Origin of the sequence: Amycolatopsis mongoliensis (genome assembly GCF_030285665.1) — a bacterium.
Lineage (GTDB): Bacteria > Actinomycetota > Actinomycetes > Mycobacteriales > Pseudonocardiaceae > Amycolatopsis > Amycolatopsis mongoliensis.
Genome location: NZ_CP127295.1, coordinates 7,693,118 through 7,710,989 on the forward strand (window position 1 = coordinate 7,693,118; position 17,872 = coordinate 7,710,989).

A 17,872-nucleotide genomic window follows, 5' to 3' on the forward strand; every position below is an offset into this window, starting at 1 on the left:
GTCGGCACGGGCCACGCTGGAGGTATGGCAACCGTGGCGGAACAGCTGGTCAGGACCCTGCGTGACGCGGGGGTCGAACGCATCTACGGCATCGTCGGCGACAGCCTCAACCCGATCGTCGACGCGGTCCGCCGCACCGACGGCATCGAGTGGGTGCACGTCCGCCACGAGGAGACGGCCGCCTTCGCCGCGGCGGCCGAAGCGCAGGTCACCGGCAAGCTCGCGGTGTGCGCGGGCAGCTGCGGGCCGGGCAACCTGCACCTGATCAACGGCCTCTTCGACGCCCATCGCTCGGGCGCACCGGTGCTCGCGATCGCGTCGCACATCCCGTCGAACCAGATCGGCACCGGCTTCTTCCAGGAGACGCACCCGGACCGGCTCTTCGCCGAGTGCAGTTACTTCAGCGAGGTCGTGGCGGACCCCGCGCAGCTGCCGCGGCTCCTGCGGATCGCGACCCAGGCCGCCGTCGGCAAGGGCGGCGTCGCGGTGCTGACCATCCCCGGCGACCTCGCCGACCGCAAGGCCACCGGTCCGCTGACCGAGCGCCTCCCGCTGGTGACGCCGTCGCCCGCGGTGCCCTCTCCGGAGACCGTCCAAGAGCTCGCGGACCTGCTGAACTCGGGCGAAAAGGTGATGCTCTTCGCCGGCGCGGGCGTCCGCGGCGCACACGAGGAGGTCATGGCGCTGGCGGGCAAGCTCGCCGCGCCGGTCGGGCACTCGCTCGGCGGCAAGGAGTGGATCCAGTACGACAACCCGTTCGACGTCGGCATGAGCGGCCTGCTCGGCTACGGCGCCTGCTACGACGCGATGCACGAGGCCGACCGGATCCTGTTGCTGGGCACGGACTTCCCGTACGACAAGTTCCTCCCGCAGGCCCGCACGATCCAGATCGACCACGACGCTTCGCGCCTCGGCCGGCGGACACCGCTGGAGCTGGCCGTGCACGGCGACGTCAAGGAGACGCTGCGGGCCCTTCTCCCGCTGCTGCGTCCTCGCACCGACCGGGCGTTCCTCGACCGGATGCTGCGTGAGCACGTGCGGAAGCTGGAGAAGGTGGTCGGCGCGTACACGACGAAGATCGAGCACCGGCGGCCGATCCACCCCGAGTACGTCGCCTCGGTGCTCGACGAGGTCGCCGCGGACGACGCCGTGTTCACCGTCGACACCGGCATGGGCAACGTCTGGGCCGCGCGTTACCTGACGCCGAACGGCCGCCGCCGCGTGCTCGGCTCGTTCCGGCACGGCAGCATGGCGAACGCCCTGCCGCACGCGATCGGCGCGCAGCTCGCGCAGCCGGGCCGCCAGGTCGTGTCGCTCTCGGGCGACGGCGGGCTCGCGATGCTGATGGGCGACCTGCTGACGCTGCCCGCCTACGACGTCCCGGTGAAGGTCGTGGTGTTCAACAACGCCACGCTCGGCATGGTGAAGCTGGAGATGCTCGTCGACGGGCTCCCGGACTTCGGCACCGACCACCCGCCGGTCGACTTCGCGGCGATCGCCGCCGCGTGCGGGATCCACTCGGCCCGCGTCGAGGATCCGGCCGACGTCCGCGGCGCGCTGGAGAAGGCGTTCGCCCACCCCGGCCCGGCGGTGGTCGAGGTGGTGACCGACCCGAACGCGCTGTCGATCCCGCCGCGGATCACCGGCGAGATGGTGCGCGGGTTCGCCCTCGGCGCGACGAAGACGGTGCTCAACGGCGGCGTCGGCAAGATGGTCGACCTGGCGCGCACCAACCTGCGCAACGCGCCGCGGCCCTAGGGGTCGGCGACGATGACACCGGTGTCGGCCAGGGCTTCCAGGGCCGCGAGGATCCGCGCCCGGCGGGTGCCGCCCAGCTCCGCGGCGTCGAGCGCGTCGCGGAGGGAGCCGTGCATCGCCAGTGCGCGGACGAACCGCACCAGCTCCGGGCAGGTCAGGTAGGACAGCTCCCGGTTACCCGCGTGGTAGGCGAGCGCCCCGAACGACTCGGGGCGCAACGCCACCAGCGGGTTCAGCCGGTACGCGATGTCGAGGTCCATTGTGGACTTCGGAGCACCGGCTATGCGGAGTGGACGATGACGCCGCGGATGTTCTTGCCGTCGCGCAGGTCCTGGTAGCCCTCGTTGACCTGATCGAGGGTGTACTTGCGGGTCACCAGCTCGTCGAGCTTGAGCTTGCCGGCGTCGTAGAGCCGCAGCAGGCGGACGATGTCGTACTGCGGGTTCGCCGAGCCGAAGAGCGTGCCCTTGATCGTCTTCTCGAACAGTGTCATGACCCCACCGGAGACGTGCACGGTGAGCTTCTCGGGGTTGGCGAGGCCGGTGATGACGACCGTGCCGCCCTTGCCGACGACGTTGAACGCCTCGCTGACGATGTCTTCCTCGACCGTGCCGACGGTGATGAGCGCCTGGTCGGCCAGTTGGCCCCAGGTCAGTTCGTTGACCTTCTCCGCGGCCTCGGCCGCGGTGGCGAACGCGTGCGTGGCGCCGAACTTGAGCGCCGCCTCCCGCTTGAACTCGACGGGGTCGACCGCGACGACGTACTTCGCGCCGGCGTGCGCCGCGCCCTGCACGGCGTTGATGCCGATGCCGCCGATGCCGTAGACGACGGTGGTGTCGCCGGCCCGGACCCCGCCCGCGTAGTTGGCGGTGGCCCAGCCGGTCGGGACGCCGCAGCCGACCAGCACGGCGGTCTCCAGCGGCAGCCAGTCGTCGACCTTGACGACCGAGTGCTGCGAGATGGTGGCCCGTTCGGAGAACGTGCCGAGCATGCACATCGCGCCGAAGTCCTGCCCGCCGCCGTGGAACCGGAAGGTCCCGTCCGGCATGTGGCCGTCGAGGATGGTGGCGCCCATGTCGCACAGGTTCTGGCGGCCGGTGGAGCAGTAGCGGCAGGTGCCGCAGTTCGGGATGAAGCTGCAGACGACGTGGTCACCGGGCTGCACCTTGGTCACGCCCGGGCCGACGTCCTCGATGATCCCGGCGCCCTCGTGGCCGCCGATGATCGGGAAGCGCGGCACGAGGTCGTTGTCGATCAGGTGCAGGTCCGAGTGGCACAGCCCGGCGGCGGTGTACTTGATGAGCACCTCGCCGGGACCCGGGCCGTCGAGGTCCAGCTCCATGATCTCGAACGGCTTCCCGGCATCGAACAGTACGGCTGCCTTGGTCTTCACGGCGTTCTCCTCCACGTGCGGCGGTGCACCTTCCGTGCCTCGATTGTGTGGAGCGGGGGAGAGGGCGGAGTGTCCAAATCCCGGACACCGGAGGCCCGCGGGTCGTGAGTGGTAATTCGGGTTCTAACCCGAATTACCACTCACGACCGCGTTCCCGGCGGGTGTCAGCGGACCCGGAGGGCGCGCATCCGGTTGTAGAGCGTCGAGCGGCTGATGCCGAGCTGCTTGGCCGCCCGCACCTTGTTGCCGTCGCACGCGCGCAGCGTCCGGACGATCACGTCGTATTCGGCCTGTTCCCAGCCGCTGAGCGCCGCGCCCGGGGCCGTCTCCGTACAGCCCGGCGCCACGTCCTCGGCCGTGAGGTCGCCGGCCGAGCGGCGGTCGGCCGCGCCGGCCAGGACTCCCGCGAGTTCGCGCAGGTTGCCCGGCCACTGCTGGGACCCCAGCAGCTCCAGCGCCCCCGGGGTCAGCCGGAGCGAGTCGCTGAAGCCGCGCAACAGGGTCCGGGCGATCGCCGGGATCTCGTCGCGGCGCTCGCGCAACGGCGGCAGCTCGATCCGCCGGTGCATGCGCGCCGCCAGCGTCGCCTGCTCGCCGTGCAGTTCCGACGGCGGGCCGCTGAGCAGCGCGAACCACGCCGTCGTCGTGTCCAGCAGCCGGGCCAGGCGGACCGCCGCCAGTGGCGGCAGCAGCTGGATGCCGTCGATCACCAGCAGGCCGCGCGCCGAAGCCGCCGCTTCCACCCGCGCGCACCACTCGGCCTCGCCGGCGACGACGTCGGAAACGTCGAACTCGTGCAGGGGCTCGTCCCCGGCCACGACGCGGGCCGCCGTGCTGCGGCCGGCCCCCGGCTCGCCGGAGACCAGCACGCGCCGCCGGGCGCGCCCCGCACTCCGGAGCCGCTCGTCGACCGGCGCGGGGAAGAGACCACGCGAGCTTCGCGGCCGCGACACGACCGGGCTCGACGTCCGCACCGGCGCCAGCTCGAACAGCAGCCCGGCGCTTGCCGACACCGCTTCGACGCGCACCTCGACCGGCGTGCCCGACGTCAGCCGGAGCCGGCCGAGGCCGCGCTGCGTGCGGCCCAGCTCGCGCAGCAGCCGGTGGTCGGCGGTGTCGACCAGCTCGGTCGCCGCGGTGTTCGCGAGCACGACGTCCTGGCCGAGCGCGAGCACCGCGCACGCCCGGTGCTGCACGGACTGGAACGCGGCCAGCAGCTGCTGCTCGGCGAGCTTCGCGCCGTCGAGCAGCCGCCGTTCGATGTCGGCGACCGCGCGCCGCAGGAACGGCCCGAGCAGCGGGTTCGCGTCGCCCGCGGGGCCGGTGATGTCGAGGACGCCGGCCAGCCGCCGCGTCGTCGGGTGCACCACCGGGTGGCCGTAGCAGGTGAACTGCTTCATCGCTTCGAGGAAGTGCTCGTCGCCGTCGACGGAGACGCCGCGGCGGGTCTCGAACGGCGTCGCGAGGGAGTTCGTCCCGGTGCGCTCTTCCAGGAACTGGCAGCCGGGCACCGCGCTGATGTTCTCCAGCGCGAGCTCGACCGACCGCTCGGAGAACCGCCGGGCCACGATCCGGCACTCGTCGTCGGCGAGCACGACGCAGAACCGCGTGCCGGCCAGCTGCCGGGCGAGCTCGTCCAGCACCGGCGAGGCGGCCCGCAGCAGCCGGCTCCGGCGGTCGACGTCGGCGACGTCCAGCCGCTCGACGGACGAGGCCGGCGAGAGCCCGGAAAGCTCCGCCCGCCGCCACGACTGCGCGATCTCGGTCCGCAGGTCCACTCGCACTCCTCGTCGAGCCGATCGGTGTCCCCGGGCCTCCATCATCACACGGACCCGGCGCGGGGAGAACCTCTTCCTCGCTTTCCGTTGCGGGACAAGGGTCAGAGCGGAGCGCCCCACTCCGGTAGCCGGACCCCGTGCAGGCCCCGGTAGGCCGCGCGCTCCGGCGGGCGCCACCCGTCGAGCAGGCCTGCCCGGGGTTCGAAGACCTCGACGCCGATCGGGTGGCAGACGTCGATCGGGTCGCGGGCGCCGGGCCCCCACAGGGGGATCGAGAGGTCGCCGCCCGGGCAGGTGGACAGCGCGCACAGCAGGTCGAGCTCGGCGAAGAACTCGAAGTGGTCGCCCGGGCGCGCGGGGCAGGCCTGCATGAAGTACCGGTCCTCGTCGTCGAGGCCGGTGCACTGGAAGACGTTCAGGACGTCGTGGACGTCGAACTCGGTCAGCCCGAACGGCGCGACCGCGCGCACGAGGTTCGAGTGGCAGTGGAAGTCGAAGTCCTCGCCGGTGAGCATCCGGTTGACGTACGGGTCGCAGCGGGTGCCGAGCAGGTCGTGCACGCGGCCGCCGTCCTCGTCCACGCCGTGGTCCTCGAGGGTGTCCGCGGTGATCGTCGCGAGCGGGCGGAGGAAGGGGAGGGTGGACCAGAGCCGGTCGAAGGTGCTGACGTGGGCGCGCTGGAGCTGGCGGGTGCGCGCGGCCCAGAAGCGTTCGCGGGGGTCGTCGGCGTTCCACAGGTTGAGATCGCCGACCTGCGGGCCCTCGACGGTCCGCAGGCGGCAGAGGTGGCCGCGCGGGACCCGCCAGGCGCGGCCCGAGCGGATCGGGATCTCGAACGCGTCGACGAGTTCCCGGCCGGGCTCCTCGGCGAGCCGCCGGTAGAACGGCCGGTCGACGTCGAGTGCGCGGCCCTGGTAGGCGGGTCGGGGCATCGGTGCTCCCTCGTGGTGTGGATGGCGCTCCAGCATGCCCCGGCTACGCACGGTGGCATTCGACCACTCGTTCGGCTGCTGGGGCGGCGGCGGGTCTGGCTCCTACCGTCGAGGGAGCTGTCTCGTGGGAGGAGTGACCGGCGGTGCTCGTGGCCTTCCAGCGCACCGGTGACGCGGCGCGCCTGCCCGCCGCGGCGGAGCACCTCGTGGGCCTGCTGTCTTCCTGGGGCCCGGGACCGGATCACCTGACGGGGCTGGCGCTGACCGGGATCACGCTGCCGAGCCGGCTCGGGCCCAGGTCCGTCGACGCGCTGGTGTTCACCCGGTCGGGGGTGGTGGTGATCGCGGCGCATTCGCCGGGGGCGGGGGTATCGCCCGGCCCGGGGGAGCGAGCCGGGGCGGGGGTGGCGGCGGCGAAGGGGGCGCTGGCCGCCCATGACGGCGGGCAGTACGTGACCGGGCTGGTCGCGGTCGTCCCGCCGGTCCCCGCGAGTGAGCAGTGGGCGGACCGGCCCGAGCCGGCGATGGTGCCGCAGCCGCGCGATCCGCTGGCGGAGTCCCGTCCGCGCGGGGGAGCGGCGGAGACCGGAGGCCGTGCGCCGGAACCGGCGGACCCGGTCCGGAGTGAGCAAGTCCCGGCCGAGCCGGGCCGGGCTTGGCGTGAGCCCGGCCCGGGCGAGCCGGATTCTGCCTGGCGTGAGCCCTTCCTGGGCGAGTCGAAGCCGGACCGGGCTTGGCACGAGCCGGACTGGGACGGGGACCGGCCGGACTCGGTCTGGCGCGAGCCGGACCCGGGCGAACGCGAGCCGGCCCCGCCCTGGCACGAAGCCGATTCCTTCCCCGGTGTGGCCGTCGTGCTCGCCGACCCCCGTGGGCTCCGGCGGATCATCGGGCAGCACAACCGGTGGCGGACCGTCTGGTCGGCGGACGACGTCCTCGACGCCTGCTACGCCCTCTCCCTCGCCCACCTCGCCCCGCCCCGCGCGGCGCTGCTCGCCGACGGCTTCCCGGCCCGCCTCCCGACGCTCTCGCGGCTGCCCGAACTGCCCGCCGTCGTGCCCGTGCCGCCCGATCCGCCGATCCCCGCGCCCGACGACGATCCCGGCCCGCCGATCCCCGTTTCGCGAGGCCGGGCCGTCTTTCCCCGGCCGCGGCCGATCCGGCAGGTGCCGTGGGGCCTGGTCTTCGTGCTGACCGTGCTCGTCACCCTGGGCGTGCTCGCCGCCGTGTTCGTCGCGCAGGTCTTCCACGGTTCCTAGCTGCCACGATCATTTCGCGCCAACTACGCCAACTGCACCGTTTCCCCGGCACGCCGTCTGGGCACCTCCCGGTAGACGTGAAAGGGGTTCACGATGCCGCGCACCCGAGCGCTCGTCCTGCTGGCCGTCCTCACGGGCGCGTCCCTCACCGGCTGCAAGGTGCCCGACGGGCTGGCGTCCGGTTCGCCGGCCACCGGGACCGCCGCCGCGCCGCCGGTCGCGCCCACCGAGGCGCGGGCCGAGCTGGCGAAACTGCAGGTCGCCGTGCGCGGCACCATGGACGGCTACAGCCGCGAGAAGTTCCCGCACTGGGACAAGGTCGACGGCGCCTGCGACACCCGCGAGCAGGTCCTCAAGCGCGACGGCAAGGACGTCACCACGAACGCCGACTGCGCCCCGAAGTCCGGCACCTGGGTCAGCCCGTACGACGGCGAGACCTGGCGGAAAGCGTCCGACGTGGACATCGACCACATGGTGCCGCTCGGCCAGGCCTGGGTGAGCGGCGCGAAGTCGTGGACCCAGGAACGCCGCGAGCAGTTCGCGAACGACCTGGTCCGCCCGCAGCTGCACGCGGTCACCGACAACCTCAACGAGCAGAAGAGCGACAAGGCGCCGGACCAGTGGAAACCGCCGCTGGTCTCCTACTGGTGCACCTACGCCACCGACTGGATCGTGGTCAAGAGCAGCTACGGCCTCACCATCACCGTCCCCGAAAAGACGGCGCTGACCGGCATGCTCGATCACTGCTGACCTCGTCCGCGGCCGGTCAGCGCGGCGACCGGCCGCGTCAGCCGAGCGTTTTGGCCGCGGCCACCGCCTGCCCGGCGTACGACCGTCCGAACAGGACGGTGTGCACGAGCAGCGGGAACAGCTGGTGCAGCCCGATCCGCCCGGCCCAGCCCTCGGCCAGGGGCGCGATCTCCTCGTACGCGCCCAGGACGCGGTCGAGGTGCGGGCAGCCGAACAGGTGCAGCATCGCCAGGTCCGTCTCGCGGTGCCCGCCGTGGGCGGCCGGGTCGATCAGCCACGCTTCGCGGCCGTCCCACAGGACGTTGCCGGTCCAGAGGTCGCCGTGCAGCCGCGCCGGCGGTTCGGCCGACGCCGGGATCCGGCCGCAGGCGCGCTCGAACAGGGTCGCCTCCGCCGCGTCGAACGTCCCGGCGTCGACCGCCCGCCGGACGTAGGGCAGCACGCGATCCGACGCGTACCAGGAAGCCCAGTCCTCCCCGGGAACGCAGCGCATCGGCGCCAGGCCGATCCACGCGTCGGCGAGCCCGCCCGGGGGAGGCGCGCCGAACGCCGGCGCCCCCGCCGCGTGCAGGCGCGCCAGCCCGCGCCCGAGCCGTTCGGCCGCCGCCGCCGAAGAGCGCCCCGTGAGGACGCGGTCGACCACCAGCCACTTCTCGTCGTGGCCGGCCACCGACGGCACCGCGACGGCGTCCGCGGCGGCCAGCCAGCGCAGGCCCGCCGCCTCGGCCGTGGTCGCGCCCGGCGCGTGCCCGCGCTTGACCACGACCACACGGCCGTCGTCGAGGACGGCTTCGCGAAGATCCCCGGACATCGGGCGCCACTCGGTGACGGCGTGCCCGGTCAACCGGGCGACGGGATCGGTCATGTCCCGCACGGTACCGGCGCGCTACGGTGGCTGTCGCAGACACAGGGGAGCGGCGGTGACGGTGCGGGTCGAGGAATTCGAGCGGGTGCTGGGCGAACTGGTGGAGGTCCAGCGGTCCGAAGCGCGCGACTACTCGTCGTTCGGCGTCCGGGGCAAGCGGTTCGGCTACTTCTGGCCGCGGACGCGGACCGTCGGGCTGAAGCAGACGATCTCCGAACAGCTCGCGCTGGTGGCCGAGCGGCCGGACGTCTTCGAGGTCCAGTTCACCGCGGGCGGCTTCGGCTGGGTCGTGGTGTACCTCGACGGCATCGACGCCGACGAGCTGGCCGAGCTCCTCTACGAGGCCTGGCGGCTGTCGGCGCCGGAGGAGCTCGTCGCCGAGGTCCCCTTCACCAGGATCGCCCGGGCGTAGAGCAGGTCGAAGCCCTGCCGTTGCACGTTCTCCTGCGACTTCGACCCCGGCTGCGTGGTGACGACGGCGATGTCGCACCCGGCCGCGGCGGCCGCCGCCAAGCGCGTCCGCAGCAACGCTGTCTGCACCCCGCGACGGCGGTGCGCCGGCACCGTCGCCGCGCCGGTGAACTGCGCGATCCCGTCGGTGACGCGGAAACTCGCGCCGCCCGCGAACTCGCCGTCCCGCCACGCGGCGTACCGCGCCACCCCGGCCATGTCCCGCATCGCGTCGATGACGGTCTGCCGGGGGAAGTCTTCGTGGGACGGCAGGCCCTCGGTGTCGGCGACCGCGAACGCGTCGGCGACCTCGGCCAGCCACCGCTCCAGTTCGTCGTCGCGGACGAGCCGGACATCCGCGGCGGGGTCGGTGTCGGTGACCCGGCGGCCGAGCACGTTCTCGAACGACTCCAGGCGGTACCCGCGCCCGGTGAAGAACCCGCCCAGCGCGGGGTCGGCGAGCTGGCACAGCTCGACCTGCACCGGCGCGCCCAGCTGGGCGAACGCGGCTTCGACCTCGTCGAGCGCGTCCGGCAGGCCGGCGAAGCCCAGCCCGGCGATCTTGGTGAACGGCGAGTCCGCTTCGGCGAAGCTCGCGACACCGCCGGCGAGCGGCCGCGCGAACCCGACGGTGTCGCCGCGCCGCACCCGGGCGGCGTCGCTGCTCTCGGCGATCAGCCGCGCTTCGGCGCGTTCGATCCGCGCGGCCAGCGCGGTGTCGCAGAAGAGCCGTTCCCCGTCCATGCCCTCACGGTGCCGGACACGGACGGGGAACGGCCACTCGATTTTCAGCCCTCCACGCGGTGCGACGCCCAGAACGACGTCAGGTCGGTCGATCCGGCCGCCGCCTGCGCCGCGGCCTTGAACTCGGCCGTGGTGGACACGCCGTACCAGTGCGACTGGGCGTACGACTTCAGCAGGTTCGCCATCGCCGTGTCGCCGATCAGCCGCCGCAGGTCGTGCAGCGTGCACTTGCCGTAGTTGTAGACCACGGTCGAGTACCGGGACGAATGCGCGTCCCAGTAGGCCATCGAGTTGGTCAGCTTCTCCGCGCTCGACTGCCACGTGATGCCGCAGCCGCTGCCGGTGACCCCGCGGTAGAGGTCGGTGGCGTAGTCGGTGAAGCTCTCGTCGAGCCACGGGGAGTTGTACTCGTCGTCGCCGACGATCCCGTAGAACCACTGGTGCGCCAGCTCGTGCGGGAGCGCCGTGGTCGAGACGAGGTCCATCACGAAGCCCGGGTACTCCATGCCGCCGAACCAGAAGTTGTTGTCCAGCACCACGTCCACCTCGCCGTACGGGTAGTCGCCGAAGCGGCCCGAGTGGACGTCGATGGAGTCGGCGGCCAGGCTCAGCATCTGGTTCGCGCTGCTCGTGGAGATCCCGCTGACCGAGTAGACGTTGACCCGCACGCCCTTGCCGGACGTCGTGGTGATCTTCGCGAACGGCCCGGCGGCCCACGCGAAGTCACGGACCTTCGCCGCGGTCGCGTGGGTGGTCGTCGTGCTGCCGCTGGTCGTCTCGGTCGACGTGCCGGTGGCCGGGGTCAGCAGCGACGTCGGGTGCACCAGGGTGACGTCGAAGTCGCTGATCACGGTGTAGAACGACTCGCCGTTGTTGGTGTACGGGTCGAGGTGCCAGCCCGCGCCGTCGCGGACCGCGAGCACCGGCAGCGCGTTGCCGATCATGCTGTACGCGCCGTCGTGGCCGAACCGGTCGGCGCCGCTGGGCACGACGATGCTCAGGTCGAACCCGATGGTCGCCGACTGGCCCTGGGCCAGCGGGCTCGGGAGGGTGATCTTCATGGCGGTGCAGTTGACGCTGAGCGCGGACGCGGTGCCGCCGGTGACGTTCGTGACCGTGATCGGCGTCGTCGGGCAGCTGCCGTGGTAGTTGTCCCAAAGCCGCAGGTAGACCTCGGGCAGCGCGGTCGCCGAGCCGTTGGTGAAGCTCACGCTCTGGTGCCCGGTCCAGGTGGTGCCGGCGGTGTCCGAGGTGAGGTTCACCGTGTACGCCGGGTTGATCGGCGTGCGCGTGGAGTCCGCGGGCGCGGCCGTGACCGTCCACGCGAAGGTGGCGCTGCCGCTGTTGCCGGCCGGGTCCTTCGCCGTGACGGTCACCGAGGACGTCCCGGCGGTGGTCGGCGTGCCGGTGATCTTGCCGGTGCTCGCGCCGATCGCCAGCCCGGCGGGCAGGCCGGTCGCGGTCCAGGTCAGCGCGTCGTTCTGCGGGTCGGTGGCCTGGACCTGCAGCGACACGGCCTGGCCGACGGCGCTCGACTGGGCGCCCGGCGAGGTCACGACCGGCGACTGCGGGTTGCTCGTCCCGGTCGTGGTCAGCGAGAAGTCGTCGAGGAGGAAGTCGGTCGCGAGGCTCGAGTCCTCGGTACCGGTGATCTTGAGCGTCACGGTCTGGCCCAGGTACCGCGACACGTCGACGGTGCGCTGGACGTACCCGGTGTTCTGGTCGAGGTTCGAGTAGCTCGCGAGGGTGTCGGAGCCCGCCTGCACCACCAGCTTGTCGTAGGCGGTGCCGGTCGTCGTCTCCTTGGTGTCGACGTGCGCCCACCACGACAGCGTCGCCGAAGCGCAGCCTGCGGGGAGCGTCAGCGCCTGGGACAGGGTGTCGGTGTGCGTGCTGCCGTAGCCGTCCAGCCAGGCGTCCATCGTCCCGCCGTGCGCGGGTTCCGCGGCGGTGGCGGCGGAGATCACGCCACTGCTCTGGGTCCACGGGGCGGTGCCGCTCTCGAACCCGCCGTTGCCGACGACCTGGTCGCCGCAGGCCGCGGCGGCTTGGGCCGGCGCGGCGACGGCGACTGTGCCCAGCAGGCCCACGGCGGCGCTGAGCGCAGCAGAAAGCACCCTCGATCTCATGGGGGGAGTCCTTTCCCGGCCCCGCCCGTCGGGGCCAGGAGAAAGCGTGCGCTGCCGCCGGGGCGGCAACAACCCGCCATGAGTCGGGTTCCGCGTCAGGCCTGCTGAAGCACGTTCAGCAGGATGAAGAGCAGAACGAGGGCGCCGACCACCGCCACCGCGGCCGACACGGTGGACCGGACCATCTCGCCGAAGCCCTTCGCGGTGCGGGCCCGGTAGGCGGAGTAGTTGGAGCGCGCCTCCCGCGCGTTGTGGACGCGGCTGCCGACGAGCAGCCCGGCGGCCAGTGCGAGCAGGACGGCGAGGAAAACGGACACGAGAGCATCCTTCCGGGGTTCGGGAACGAGGAACGGCCTCATTACTAGACCCGACGGACGTCGCGCGCCATGGCTTTCGGGTATCTCGTTTCCGGGCCGGTCGGCCCTGGTGGGACGCACGTCCCGCGTTCCTCGGAAAGCGGTGGTGGGACGTCGACGGTATCCGCGGTCTTCCGTGCCACGCAAGGAGTTTTCGGTGGCTCAGCTCTCGGTCGCGAGTCCTTTGTGTCGCTCCCGCAATTCGCGCTTGACGATCTTTCCGCTGGGATTCTTGGGAAGGCGGTCCGCGAACACGACGTACTTGGGACATTTGTAACCGGCGAGATGTGCCTTTGCGTGGTCGATCACTCGCGCAGCGTCGAGGGTCACGCCGTCGCGCGGCACGACGACCGCCGTCACCGCTTCGATCCAGTGTGGATGGCCGATCCCGAAGACGGCGACCTCGGCAACGCCGTCGAGCAGGTACAGCGCCTCTTCGACTTCGCGGCTCGCCACGTTTTCGCCGCCGGTCTTGATCATGTCCTTCTTGCGGTCCACGACGGACAGGTAGCCGTCTTCGTCGACGACGCCGAGGTCGCCGGAGTGGAACCAGCCGGCCCGGAACGCTTCGGCGGTCTTGGCCTCGTCGCGGTAGTAGCCGAGGGTGGCGTGCGGGCTGCGGTGCACGATCTCGCCGACCTCTCCCGGGGCCACCGGGTTGTCCTGGTCGTCGACGATGCGCGTCTCGACGTTGAGCGAGGGCCGTCCGGCCGAGCCGGCGCGGTCGAGCTGTTCGTGGGGACGCAGGATCGTCGCCAGCGGTGCCATCTCCGTCTGGCCGTAGAAGTTCCACAGCGCGACGTCGGGCAGGCGGCGGCGCAGCTCACGCAGCACCTCGACCGGCATCGCCGAAGCGCCGTAGTAACCCTTTCGCAAGCTGGACAGGTCGGTCCGGTCGAAGTTTTCGTGGCGCAGCAAGGAGATCCACACCGTCGGCGGCGCGAACAGCTTCGTCGCGCGCTCCCGTTCGACGGCGGCGAGCAGCGCGGCGGGGTCCGGGCCGGGCAGGATCACGCTGGTCGCGCCGAGGTAGACGTCGACGGAGAAGAAGCAGTCCAGCTGGGCGCAGTGGTACAGCGGCAGCGAGTGCACCTCGACGTCGTCGGCGCTCATGCCGCCGTCGATGACGCACGAGACGTACTGCGCGACGAGCGACCGGCTCGACAGCAGCACGCCCTTGGGGCGTGACTCGGTGCCGGAGGTGTACATGATCCGCAGCGGGTCGTCGTCGGCGACGAGGACGTCCGGGGCTTCGGCGTCCCCTTCGGACAGCCAGGTGCCGATGTCCTCCCATTCGCCGCCCGCGCCCATCGCGATCCGGCCGCGGACGACGTCGCTTCGCCCGGCCAGTTCGAGGGCCTTGGCGGCGGTCGGCTCCAGGGCGTCCTCGGCGACGAACGCCTTGACCTCGGCGTGGCGGAGGATGTAGGCGATCTCTTCGGCACCGAGCATGAAGTTGACCGGCACGAGCAGGACGCCGAGCTTGGCGGTGGCGAAGGCGAGGACGCCGTACTGCCACGAGTTGTGGCTGAGCAGCGCGAGCCGGTCGCCCTTGCGCAGGCCCCGGGCGGCGAGGGCGTGGGCGCACCGGTTGGCGGCGGCCTCGAACCCGGCGAAGGTGAGCCTTTCGTCGCCGTCGACGACGGCGAGCTTGCCCGGCAGCCGCAAAGCGGTACGGCGAAGCAGATCGCCGAGGGAGTGCTGCCGGGCGCGGTCGACGAGGTGCTGGTCCATCCCGGCAGTCTCGGCCGGGGCGGGGAAACTCGCAAGCCTGCGGAAGAGCACTCAGGCGGGCAGTTTCCCGGGGACGCGCGCCGCTCGTGTCTCGAGTGGCCGGTAGCCGGCCGCGGGTGCGTTCAGCGCGCGCTGTCGTCGATCTGCACGGGGTAGCCGGTGCGCAGGACGGCGATCGTGGCCGGTGGGGTCAGCACCCGGACGGTCCCTGCCGTGGGCAGCCGCTGCTTCCGGCCGTAGCCCGCCGTCGTCCACGCGGTGAGGTGCCCGTCGACGACGACTTCCGGGTGGTCGTCGCGGAGCACGAAGACGCCGTCCGGGAGGCCGGCCCAGCTCACTTCGTGCAGCCGTCGCGTGTGGGTGCCGCGGGCCAGGCGTTCGGAGTGCAGGCGCCGGTTCATCGCGGTCGCCGAGGGAGCGCCGGGCCAGGCGTCGCGGTAGGCGGCGTAGGCGGGCCGGCGGCATTCGCCGCAGGGCCGGTGCCCGGCGGCGAACGAGACGGCTTCGTCGTGGAAGTACAGGTGGGTGTAGCGGTTCGGCAGCCACTGCTCGCGCCACCGGCCCCGGAACGCGAGCGCGCAGGTGATCCACAGGTCGCCGCCGTGGAAGCGGACGATCTCGTGGCCCCGGTGCAGGACGCCCCGGTTGCCGGTCCAGGCGCCGCGCAGGGCGATGTCGACGATGTCCCCGGCCGGGGTCACGCGGTTGCGCACCGGCGCCCTCGCCTTCCGGAGTGGCGGCGCGCGCGGGCGCACCGCAGAATGCGCGCATGCAGCCGACGGTCGTCCGGGTGGCGCGCCTGGCCGACCCGGCCGGGCCCGCCGACGGCGTCCGCGTGCTGGTGGAGCGGCGCTGGCCGCGCGGCACCGTCCGCACGGCGGTGGTCCTGGACGGCTGGTACCGCGGACTGGCCCCCTCCGACGAGCTGCGCACCTGGTACGGCCACGATCCCGGGCGGTTCGCGGAGTTCGCCGAGCGCTACCGCGCGGAGCTGCGGGAGCCGGACCGGGTGGCGGCGCTGGAGCGGCTGCGGGAGCTGGCGGCGGGTGGGCCGGTGACGTTGCTGACGGCGAGCGGGTCGCCGCCGATCAGCCAGGCGGCGGTGCTGGCCGAGGTGCTCACCGGCGAAGGGTGACGACGCCGGACGCGGATCGTCGTGCCCGGAGAGGACCGCCGCACTCCTCCGGCGGACAGCGGCCGGCCGGTGGCCGCGGCCGCCCGCCGGGACCACGGCGATCGTCCGGCAGTATTTCTTCCCGGTCACGACCGCGACCCGCCTTCCGAGCCGCTCGCGGTCGTGTTCACCGTCGCGGTGGCCGTGCCGAGGGTGTCGTGCCGGGCGGTCAGCGTCAGCGTCCCCGGCGGCCCCGCGAACGGCCGCAGCCACACCGCCGCCGCGCCGCCCGTCGCGCCCAGGTCCACCGTTCGGTCGCCGACCAGCTCGCCCGGGCCGGTCAGGGTCAGCGTCACCTTCCCGGTCGCGCCCGCGCGCACCGTCCCGAAGCGGTCCGATGCCGACACCACCACCCGGGTCGCGTCGCCGCCGTCGGCGCGCAGCTGCGTGTCGTCCGGGACGCAGCCCAGCACGTCCCGGCTCCGGTCGCCGCTGAACCGCCGGGAGACCACCAGCCGGTCACCCAGGTAGCCGTCGATGCGCAGCTGGGGACGCTGCCCGCGGGGCACCGTCAGGTCGGCCGCGAACGGCGGGTACCGCAGGTGCGGGAAGTCCGCGCGGCGGCTGCGGGCCTCGCCCGCGGGCCGGTCGTCGAGGAACAGCAGGAGCCGGTCGCAGTTCGACCAGATCGTCGCGCCCCGGCCCGGCCCGCCCGGCTGGGCGGTGAAGTCCCAGGCGAAGCCCGGCTCGACGACCGCCCGGACCCGCGGGTCGCCCTGCGAGGCGTAGAACGCCGCCGCGGGCTTGGGGATCCGGAAGAAGTCCGAGACGCCGGCGAACTTCGACCCGCCCATCGAGCGCTGCCAGCCCGACGGGTAGTCGAACGCGCACCACGCGAGCAGCCCGCAGTAGCGGTCGTCGGCGGCGGCCAGATCGTGGGCCTTCGCGTGCAGCTCGGCCTGCAGCTGCTGGGTGGCGGCCGGGTCCGTGCGGCGGTAGGTGCGGGCGCCGGCCAGCGTGCCGATGGTCTCGGTGACCAGGTACGGGACTCCCGCGCGCGGCGGGCGCAGCTGGAAGGGCGCGCCGCGGCGCGCGGTGTAGTCGTTGTAGGCCAGCACCTCGACGTCGCTGCCGGCGAACCGCGCGCCCGTGGTGCTGGCCAGGGCACCGCTCGTCGGCCGGGACGGGTCGAGCTGCCGTGCGAGCCGCCCGGTCCGGCCGTACATCGCCGTCGTGCCGTTGGCCTCGTTCACGCGGGTGCCCCACACGACGATGCTCGGGTGGTTGCGGTCCCGGGTGATCATCCCCGAGACGTCCCGGAAGTTCTGCTGCTGCCAGGCGGCGTCCCCGATCCGGCCCCAGCCGGGGATCTCCTCCCACACCAGCAGGCCCAGCTCGTCACACGCGTCGAGGAACGCGCTCGACTGCGGGTAGTGCGAGCAGCGGACCATGGTGCAGTTCAGCTCACGCCGCAGGATCTCGGCGTCGCGCCGCTGGACGCGGTCGGGCAGCGCACCACCGGCGAACGGGTACCACTGGTGCCGGTTGAGGCCGAACAGCTTGAGCCGGCGCCCGTTGAGGAAGAAGCCGTCCGGGGTGAACTTCGCCTCGCGGAACCCGATCCGCACGACCTGCTGGTCGAGTGCCCGCGGCCCGGACTGGACGCTCACCACGACGTCGCAGAGCGCCGGGTCCTCGACGTCCCACAGCCGGACCGCGCCCAGTCCGCCCACGTCGAACTCGACGGTCCGGGTGCCGACCGGCATCGGCGGGACGACGGTGGCGCCGCGGGCCAGCTCCCGGCCGGCCTGCCGCACCGACGCGGTCACCTGCAGGGGCTGTCCGATCGCGACCGTCGTGTCCAGTTCGCACGTCAGGTGCAGCGACCGGGCGGGATCCAGGACGTCGACCGGGCGGGCGAAGACGTCGGCCAGCCGGGTCCGCGGCACGGCGGCGATCGCGGCCTGCCGGTAGATCCCGGCCGGCTGGTAGAAGTCGATCGCCGCCGGCCCCGCGGCAGCGGGCAGGTTGGGCGGGACGTCGAGCTGCCAGCGGCCGTCGACGACCACGGCGAGGACGTTGTCGCCCACGGTCACCTGCGGCAGCTCCACCTCGAAGGGCAGGTAGCCGCCTTCGTGGGTGGCGACGAGCCCGCCGTTGAGGTAGACCGCCGCGTTCGTCATGACGCCCTCGAAGCGGGCGCGGACGCGCTCGGCCGTCATCGCGGCCGTCACGGTGAAGTGCTTGCGGTAGATCCACCGGTCCTGCCAGGACGACGGCTGCCAGCCGGTCCACGAAAGCGGCGTCACGCAGTGGGGGAGCTGCACCGGCGCAAGGTCGGTCTCGTCGAAGCCGAGGTCGGCGCACCCGTCTTCATAGCGCCCGAACAGCCAGAAATCGCCCAGACGCACGGCATCCGGGTCGGGCTCGCCGAGCCCGGCCGACCCGGCGACGGTGCCGACGGCCGCCACCCCGAGCAGCGCGGCCCCGCTCGCGGCGAGGAACCCGCGCCGCGACACCCGCGGCTTCTCCTCGGCCATCGACGACCTCCGTGCTCGGCACCCCACCCGGGAATCGCTCCTGACGGGGAAGACGTCACACGCGATCGAA

Annotated in this window: 16 protein-coding genes; 5 read left to right on the forward strand and 11 right to left on the reverse strand. The window is 72.8% G+C overall.

Annotation, left to right across the window (positions count from 1 at the left end):
- Nucleotides 1-24 precede the first annotated feature (24 nt).
- Nucleotides 25-1,758: a pyruvate dehydrogenase gene (locus QRX60_RS36940; protein ID WP_285996083.1), complete on the forward strand. Its 1,734-nt coding sequence runs from the start codon at nt 25-27 to the stop codon at nt 1,756-1,758.
- Here the strand turns inward: QRX60_RS36940 and mftB are convergent.
- The 4 genes from mftB to QRX60_RS36960 all read right to left on the reverse strand — a co-directional run bounded on the left by mftB (nt 1,755) and on the right by QRX60_RS36960 (nt 5,861).
- A complete protein-coding gene (gene mftB, locus QRX60_RS36945; RefSeq protein ID WP_285996084.1) occupies nt 1,755-2,018 on the reverse strand; it encodes a mycofactocin biosynthesis chaperone MftB in 264 nt (87 codons plus the stop codon). The genes QRX60_RS36940 and mftB overlap by 4 nt on opposite strands.
- Before the next feature lie 20 nt (nt 2,019-2,038).
- On the reverse strand, nt 2,039-3,151 hold the full coding sequence (locus tag QRX60_RS36950) for an NDMA-dependent alcohol dehydrogenase (protein ID WP_285996085.1): 1,113 nt from the start codon (nt 3,149-3,151) through the stop codon (nt 2,039-2,041).
- Nucleotides 3,152-3,315: 164 nt separating this feature from the next.
- Complete coding sequence (locus tag QRX60_RS36955) at nt 3,316-4,929, reverse strand: sigma-54-dependent Fis family transcriptional regulator (protein WP_285996086.1); 1,614 nt, start codon at nt 4,927-4,929, stop codon at nt 3,316-3,318.
- 101 nt (nt 4,930-5,030) lie between these two features.
- On the reverse strand, nt 5,031-5,861 hold the full coding sequence (locus QRX60_RS36960) for an urea carboxylase-associated family protein (RefSeq protein WP_285996087.1): 831 nt from the start codon (nt 5,859-5,861) through the stop codon (nt 5,031-5,033).
- Nucleotides 5,862-6,004: 143 nt separating this feature from the next.
- Between QRX60_RS36960 and QRX60_RS36965 the strand changes: the two genes are divergently transcribed.
- Nucleotides 6,005-7,120: a hypothetical protein gene (locus tag QRX60_RS36965; RefSeq protein ID WP_285996088.1), complete on the forward strand. Its 1,116-nt coding sequence runs from the start codon at nt 6,005-6,007 to the stop codon at nt 7,118-7,120.
- A 93-nt stretch (nt 7,121-7,213) separates the two neighbouring features.
- Nucleotides 7,214-7,870, forward strand: coding sequence for an HNH endonuclease family protein (locus QRX60_RS36970; RefSeq protein WP_285996089.1), 657 nt, complete (start codon nt 7,214-7,216; stop codon nt 7,868-7,870).
- A gap of 37 nt (nt 7,871-7,907) precedes the next feature.
- Here the strand turns inward: QRX60_RS36970 and QRX60_RS36975 are convergent, their stop codons facing one another.
- The gene (locus QRX60_RS36975) at nt 7,908-8,735 is read right to left on the reverse strand and encodes a fructosamine kinase family protein (protein WP_285996090.1); all 828 of its coding nucleotides are present in this window, start codon (nt 8,733-8,735) and stop codon (nt 7,908-7,910) included.
- Between the two features lie 55 nt (nt 8,736-8,790).
- Between QRX60_RS36975 and QRX60_RS36980 the strand changes: the two genes are divergently transcribed.
- Complete coding sequence (locus tag QRX60_RS36980) at nt 8,791-9,147, forward strand: MmcQ/YjbR family DNA-binding protein (RefSeq protein ID WP_285996091.1); 357 nt, start codon at nt 8,791-8,793, stop codon at nt 9,145-9,147.
- Here the strand turns inward: QRX60_RS36980 and QRX60_RS36985 are convergent.
- The 5 genes from QRX60_RS36985 to QRX60_RS37005 all read right to left on the reverse strand — a co-directional run bounded on the left by QRX60_RS36985 (nt 9,072) and on the right by QRX60_RS37005 (nt 14,861).
- Nucleotides 9,072-9,929, reverse strand: coding sequence for a GNAT family N-acetyltransferase (locus QRX60_RS36985; protein ID WP_285996092.1), 858 nt, complete (start codon nt 9,927-9,929; stop codon nt 9,072-9,074). The two genes, QRX60_RS36980 and QRX60_RS36985, sit on opposite strands and share 76 nt — an antisense overlap.
- Nucleotides 9,930-9,973: 44 nt before the next feature.
- On the reverse strand, nt 9,974-12,046 hold the full coding sequence (locus QRX60_RS36990) for a putative Ig domain-containing protein (protein ID WP_286003778.1): 2,073 nt from the start codon (nt 12,044-12,046) through the stop codon (nt 9,974-9,976).
- Between the two features lie 107 nt (nt 12,047-12,153).
- Nucleotides 12,154-12,375: a hypothetical protein gene (locus tag QRX60_RS36995; protein ID WP_285996093.1), complete on the reverse strand. Its 222-nt coding sequence runs from the start codon at nt 12,373-12,375 to the stop codon at nt 12,154-12,156.
- Nucleotides 12,376-12,576: 201 nt separating this feature from the next.
- Nucleotides 12,577-14,148, reverse strand: a complete 1,572-nt coding sequence (locus QRX60_RS37000; RefSeq protein ID WP_285996094.1) for an acyl-CoA synthetase — start codon at nt 14,146-14,148, stop codon at nt 12,577-12,579.
- 122 nt (nt 14,149-14,270) lie between these two features.
- Nucleotides 14,271-14,861 carry a hypothetical protein gene (locus tag QRX60_RS37005; protein WP_285996095.1) on the reverse strand — a complete coding sequence of 197 codons (591 nt, stop codon included), beginning with the start codon at nt 14,859-14,861 and terminating at the stop codon, nt 14,271-14,273.
- 56 nt (nt 14,862-14,917) lie between these two features.
- On the opposite strand from QRX60_RS37005, the gene QRX60_RS37010 reads away from it, so the two are divergent.
- Nucleotides 14,918-15,283: a DUF488 domain-containing protein gene (locus QRX60_RS37010; RefSeq protein WP_285996096.1), complete on the forward strand. Its 366-nt coding sequence runs from the start codon at nt 14,918-14,920 to the stop codon at nt 15,281-15,283.
- 125 nt (nt 15,284-15,408) lie between these two features.
- Here the strand turns inward: QRX60_RS37010 and QRX60_RS37015 are convergent, their stop codons facing one another.
- Complete coding sequence (locus QRX60_RS37015; protein WP_285996097.1) at nt 15,409-17,802, reverse strand: glycoside hydrolase family 2 protein; 2,394 nt, start codon at nt 17,800-17,802, stop codon at nt 15,409-15,411.
- Between the last annotated feature and the right edge of the window lie 70 nt (nt 17,803-17,872).

Coding starts and splice junctions, on each gene's coding strand:
- QRX60_RS37010 (WP_285996096.1), top strand. CDS start 14,918: ATGCAGCCGACGGTCGTCCGGGTGGCGCGCCTGGCCGACCCGGCCGGG.
- mftB (WP_285996084.1), bottom strand. CDS start 2,018: ATGGACCTCGACATCGCGTACCGGCTGAACCCGCTGGTGGCGTTGCGC.
- QRX60_RS36975 (WP_285996090.1), bottom strand. CDS start 8,735: ATGACCGATCCCGTCGCCCGGTTGACCGGGCACGCCGTCACCGAGTGG.
- QRX60_RS37015 (WP_285996097.1), bottom strand. CDS start 17,802: ATGGCCGAGGAGAAGCCGCGGGTGTCGCGGCGCGGGTTCCTCGCCGCG.
- QRX60_RS36970 (WP_285996089.1), top strand. CDS start 7,214: ATGCCGCGCACCCGAGCGCTCGTCCTGCTGGCCGTCCTCACGGGCGCG.
- QRX60_RS36960 (WP_285996087.1), bottom strand. CDS start 5,861: ATGCCCCGACCCGCCTACCAGGGCCGCGCACTCGACGTCGACCGGCCG.
- QRX60_RS36940 (WP_285996083.1), top strand. CDS start 25: ATGGCAACCGTGGCGGAACAGCTGGTCAGGACCCTGCGTGACGCGGGG.
- QRX60_RS36985 (WP_285996092.1), bottom strand. CDS start 9,929: ATGGACGGGGAACGGCTCTTCTGCGACACCGCGCTGGCCGCGCGGATC.
- QRX60_RS37000 (WP_285996094.1), bottom strand. CDS start 14,148: ATGGACCAGCACCTCGTCGACCGCGCCCGGCAGCACTCCCTCGGCGAT.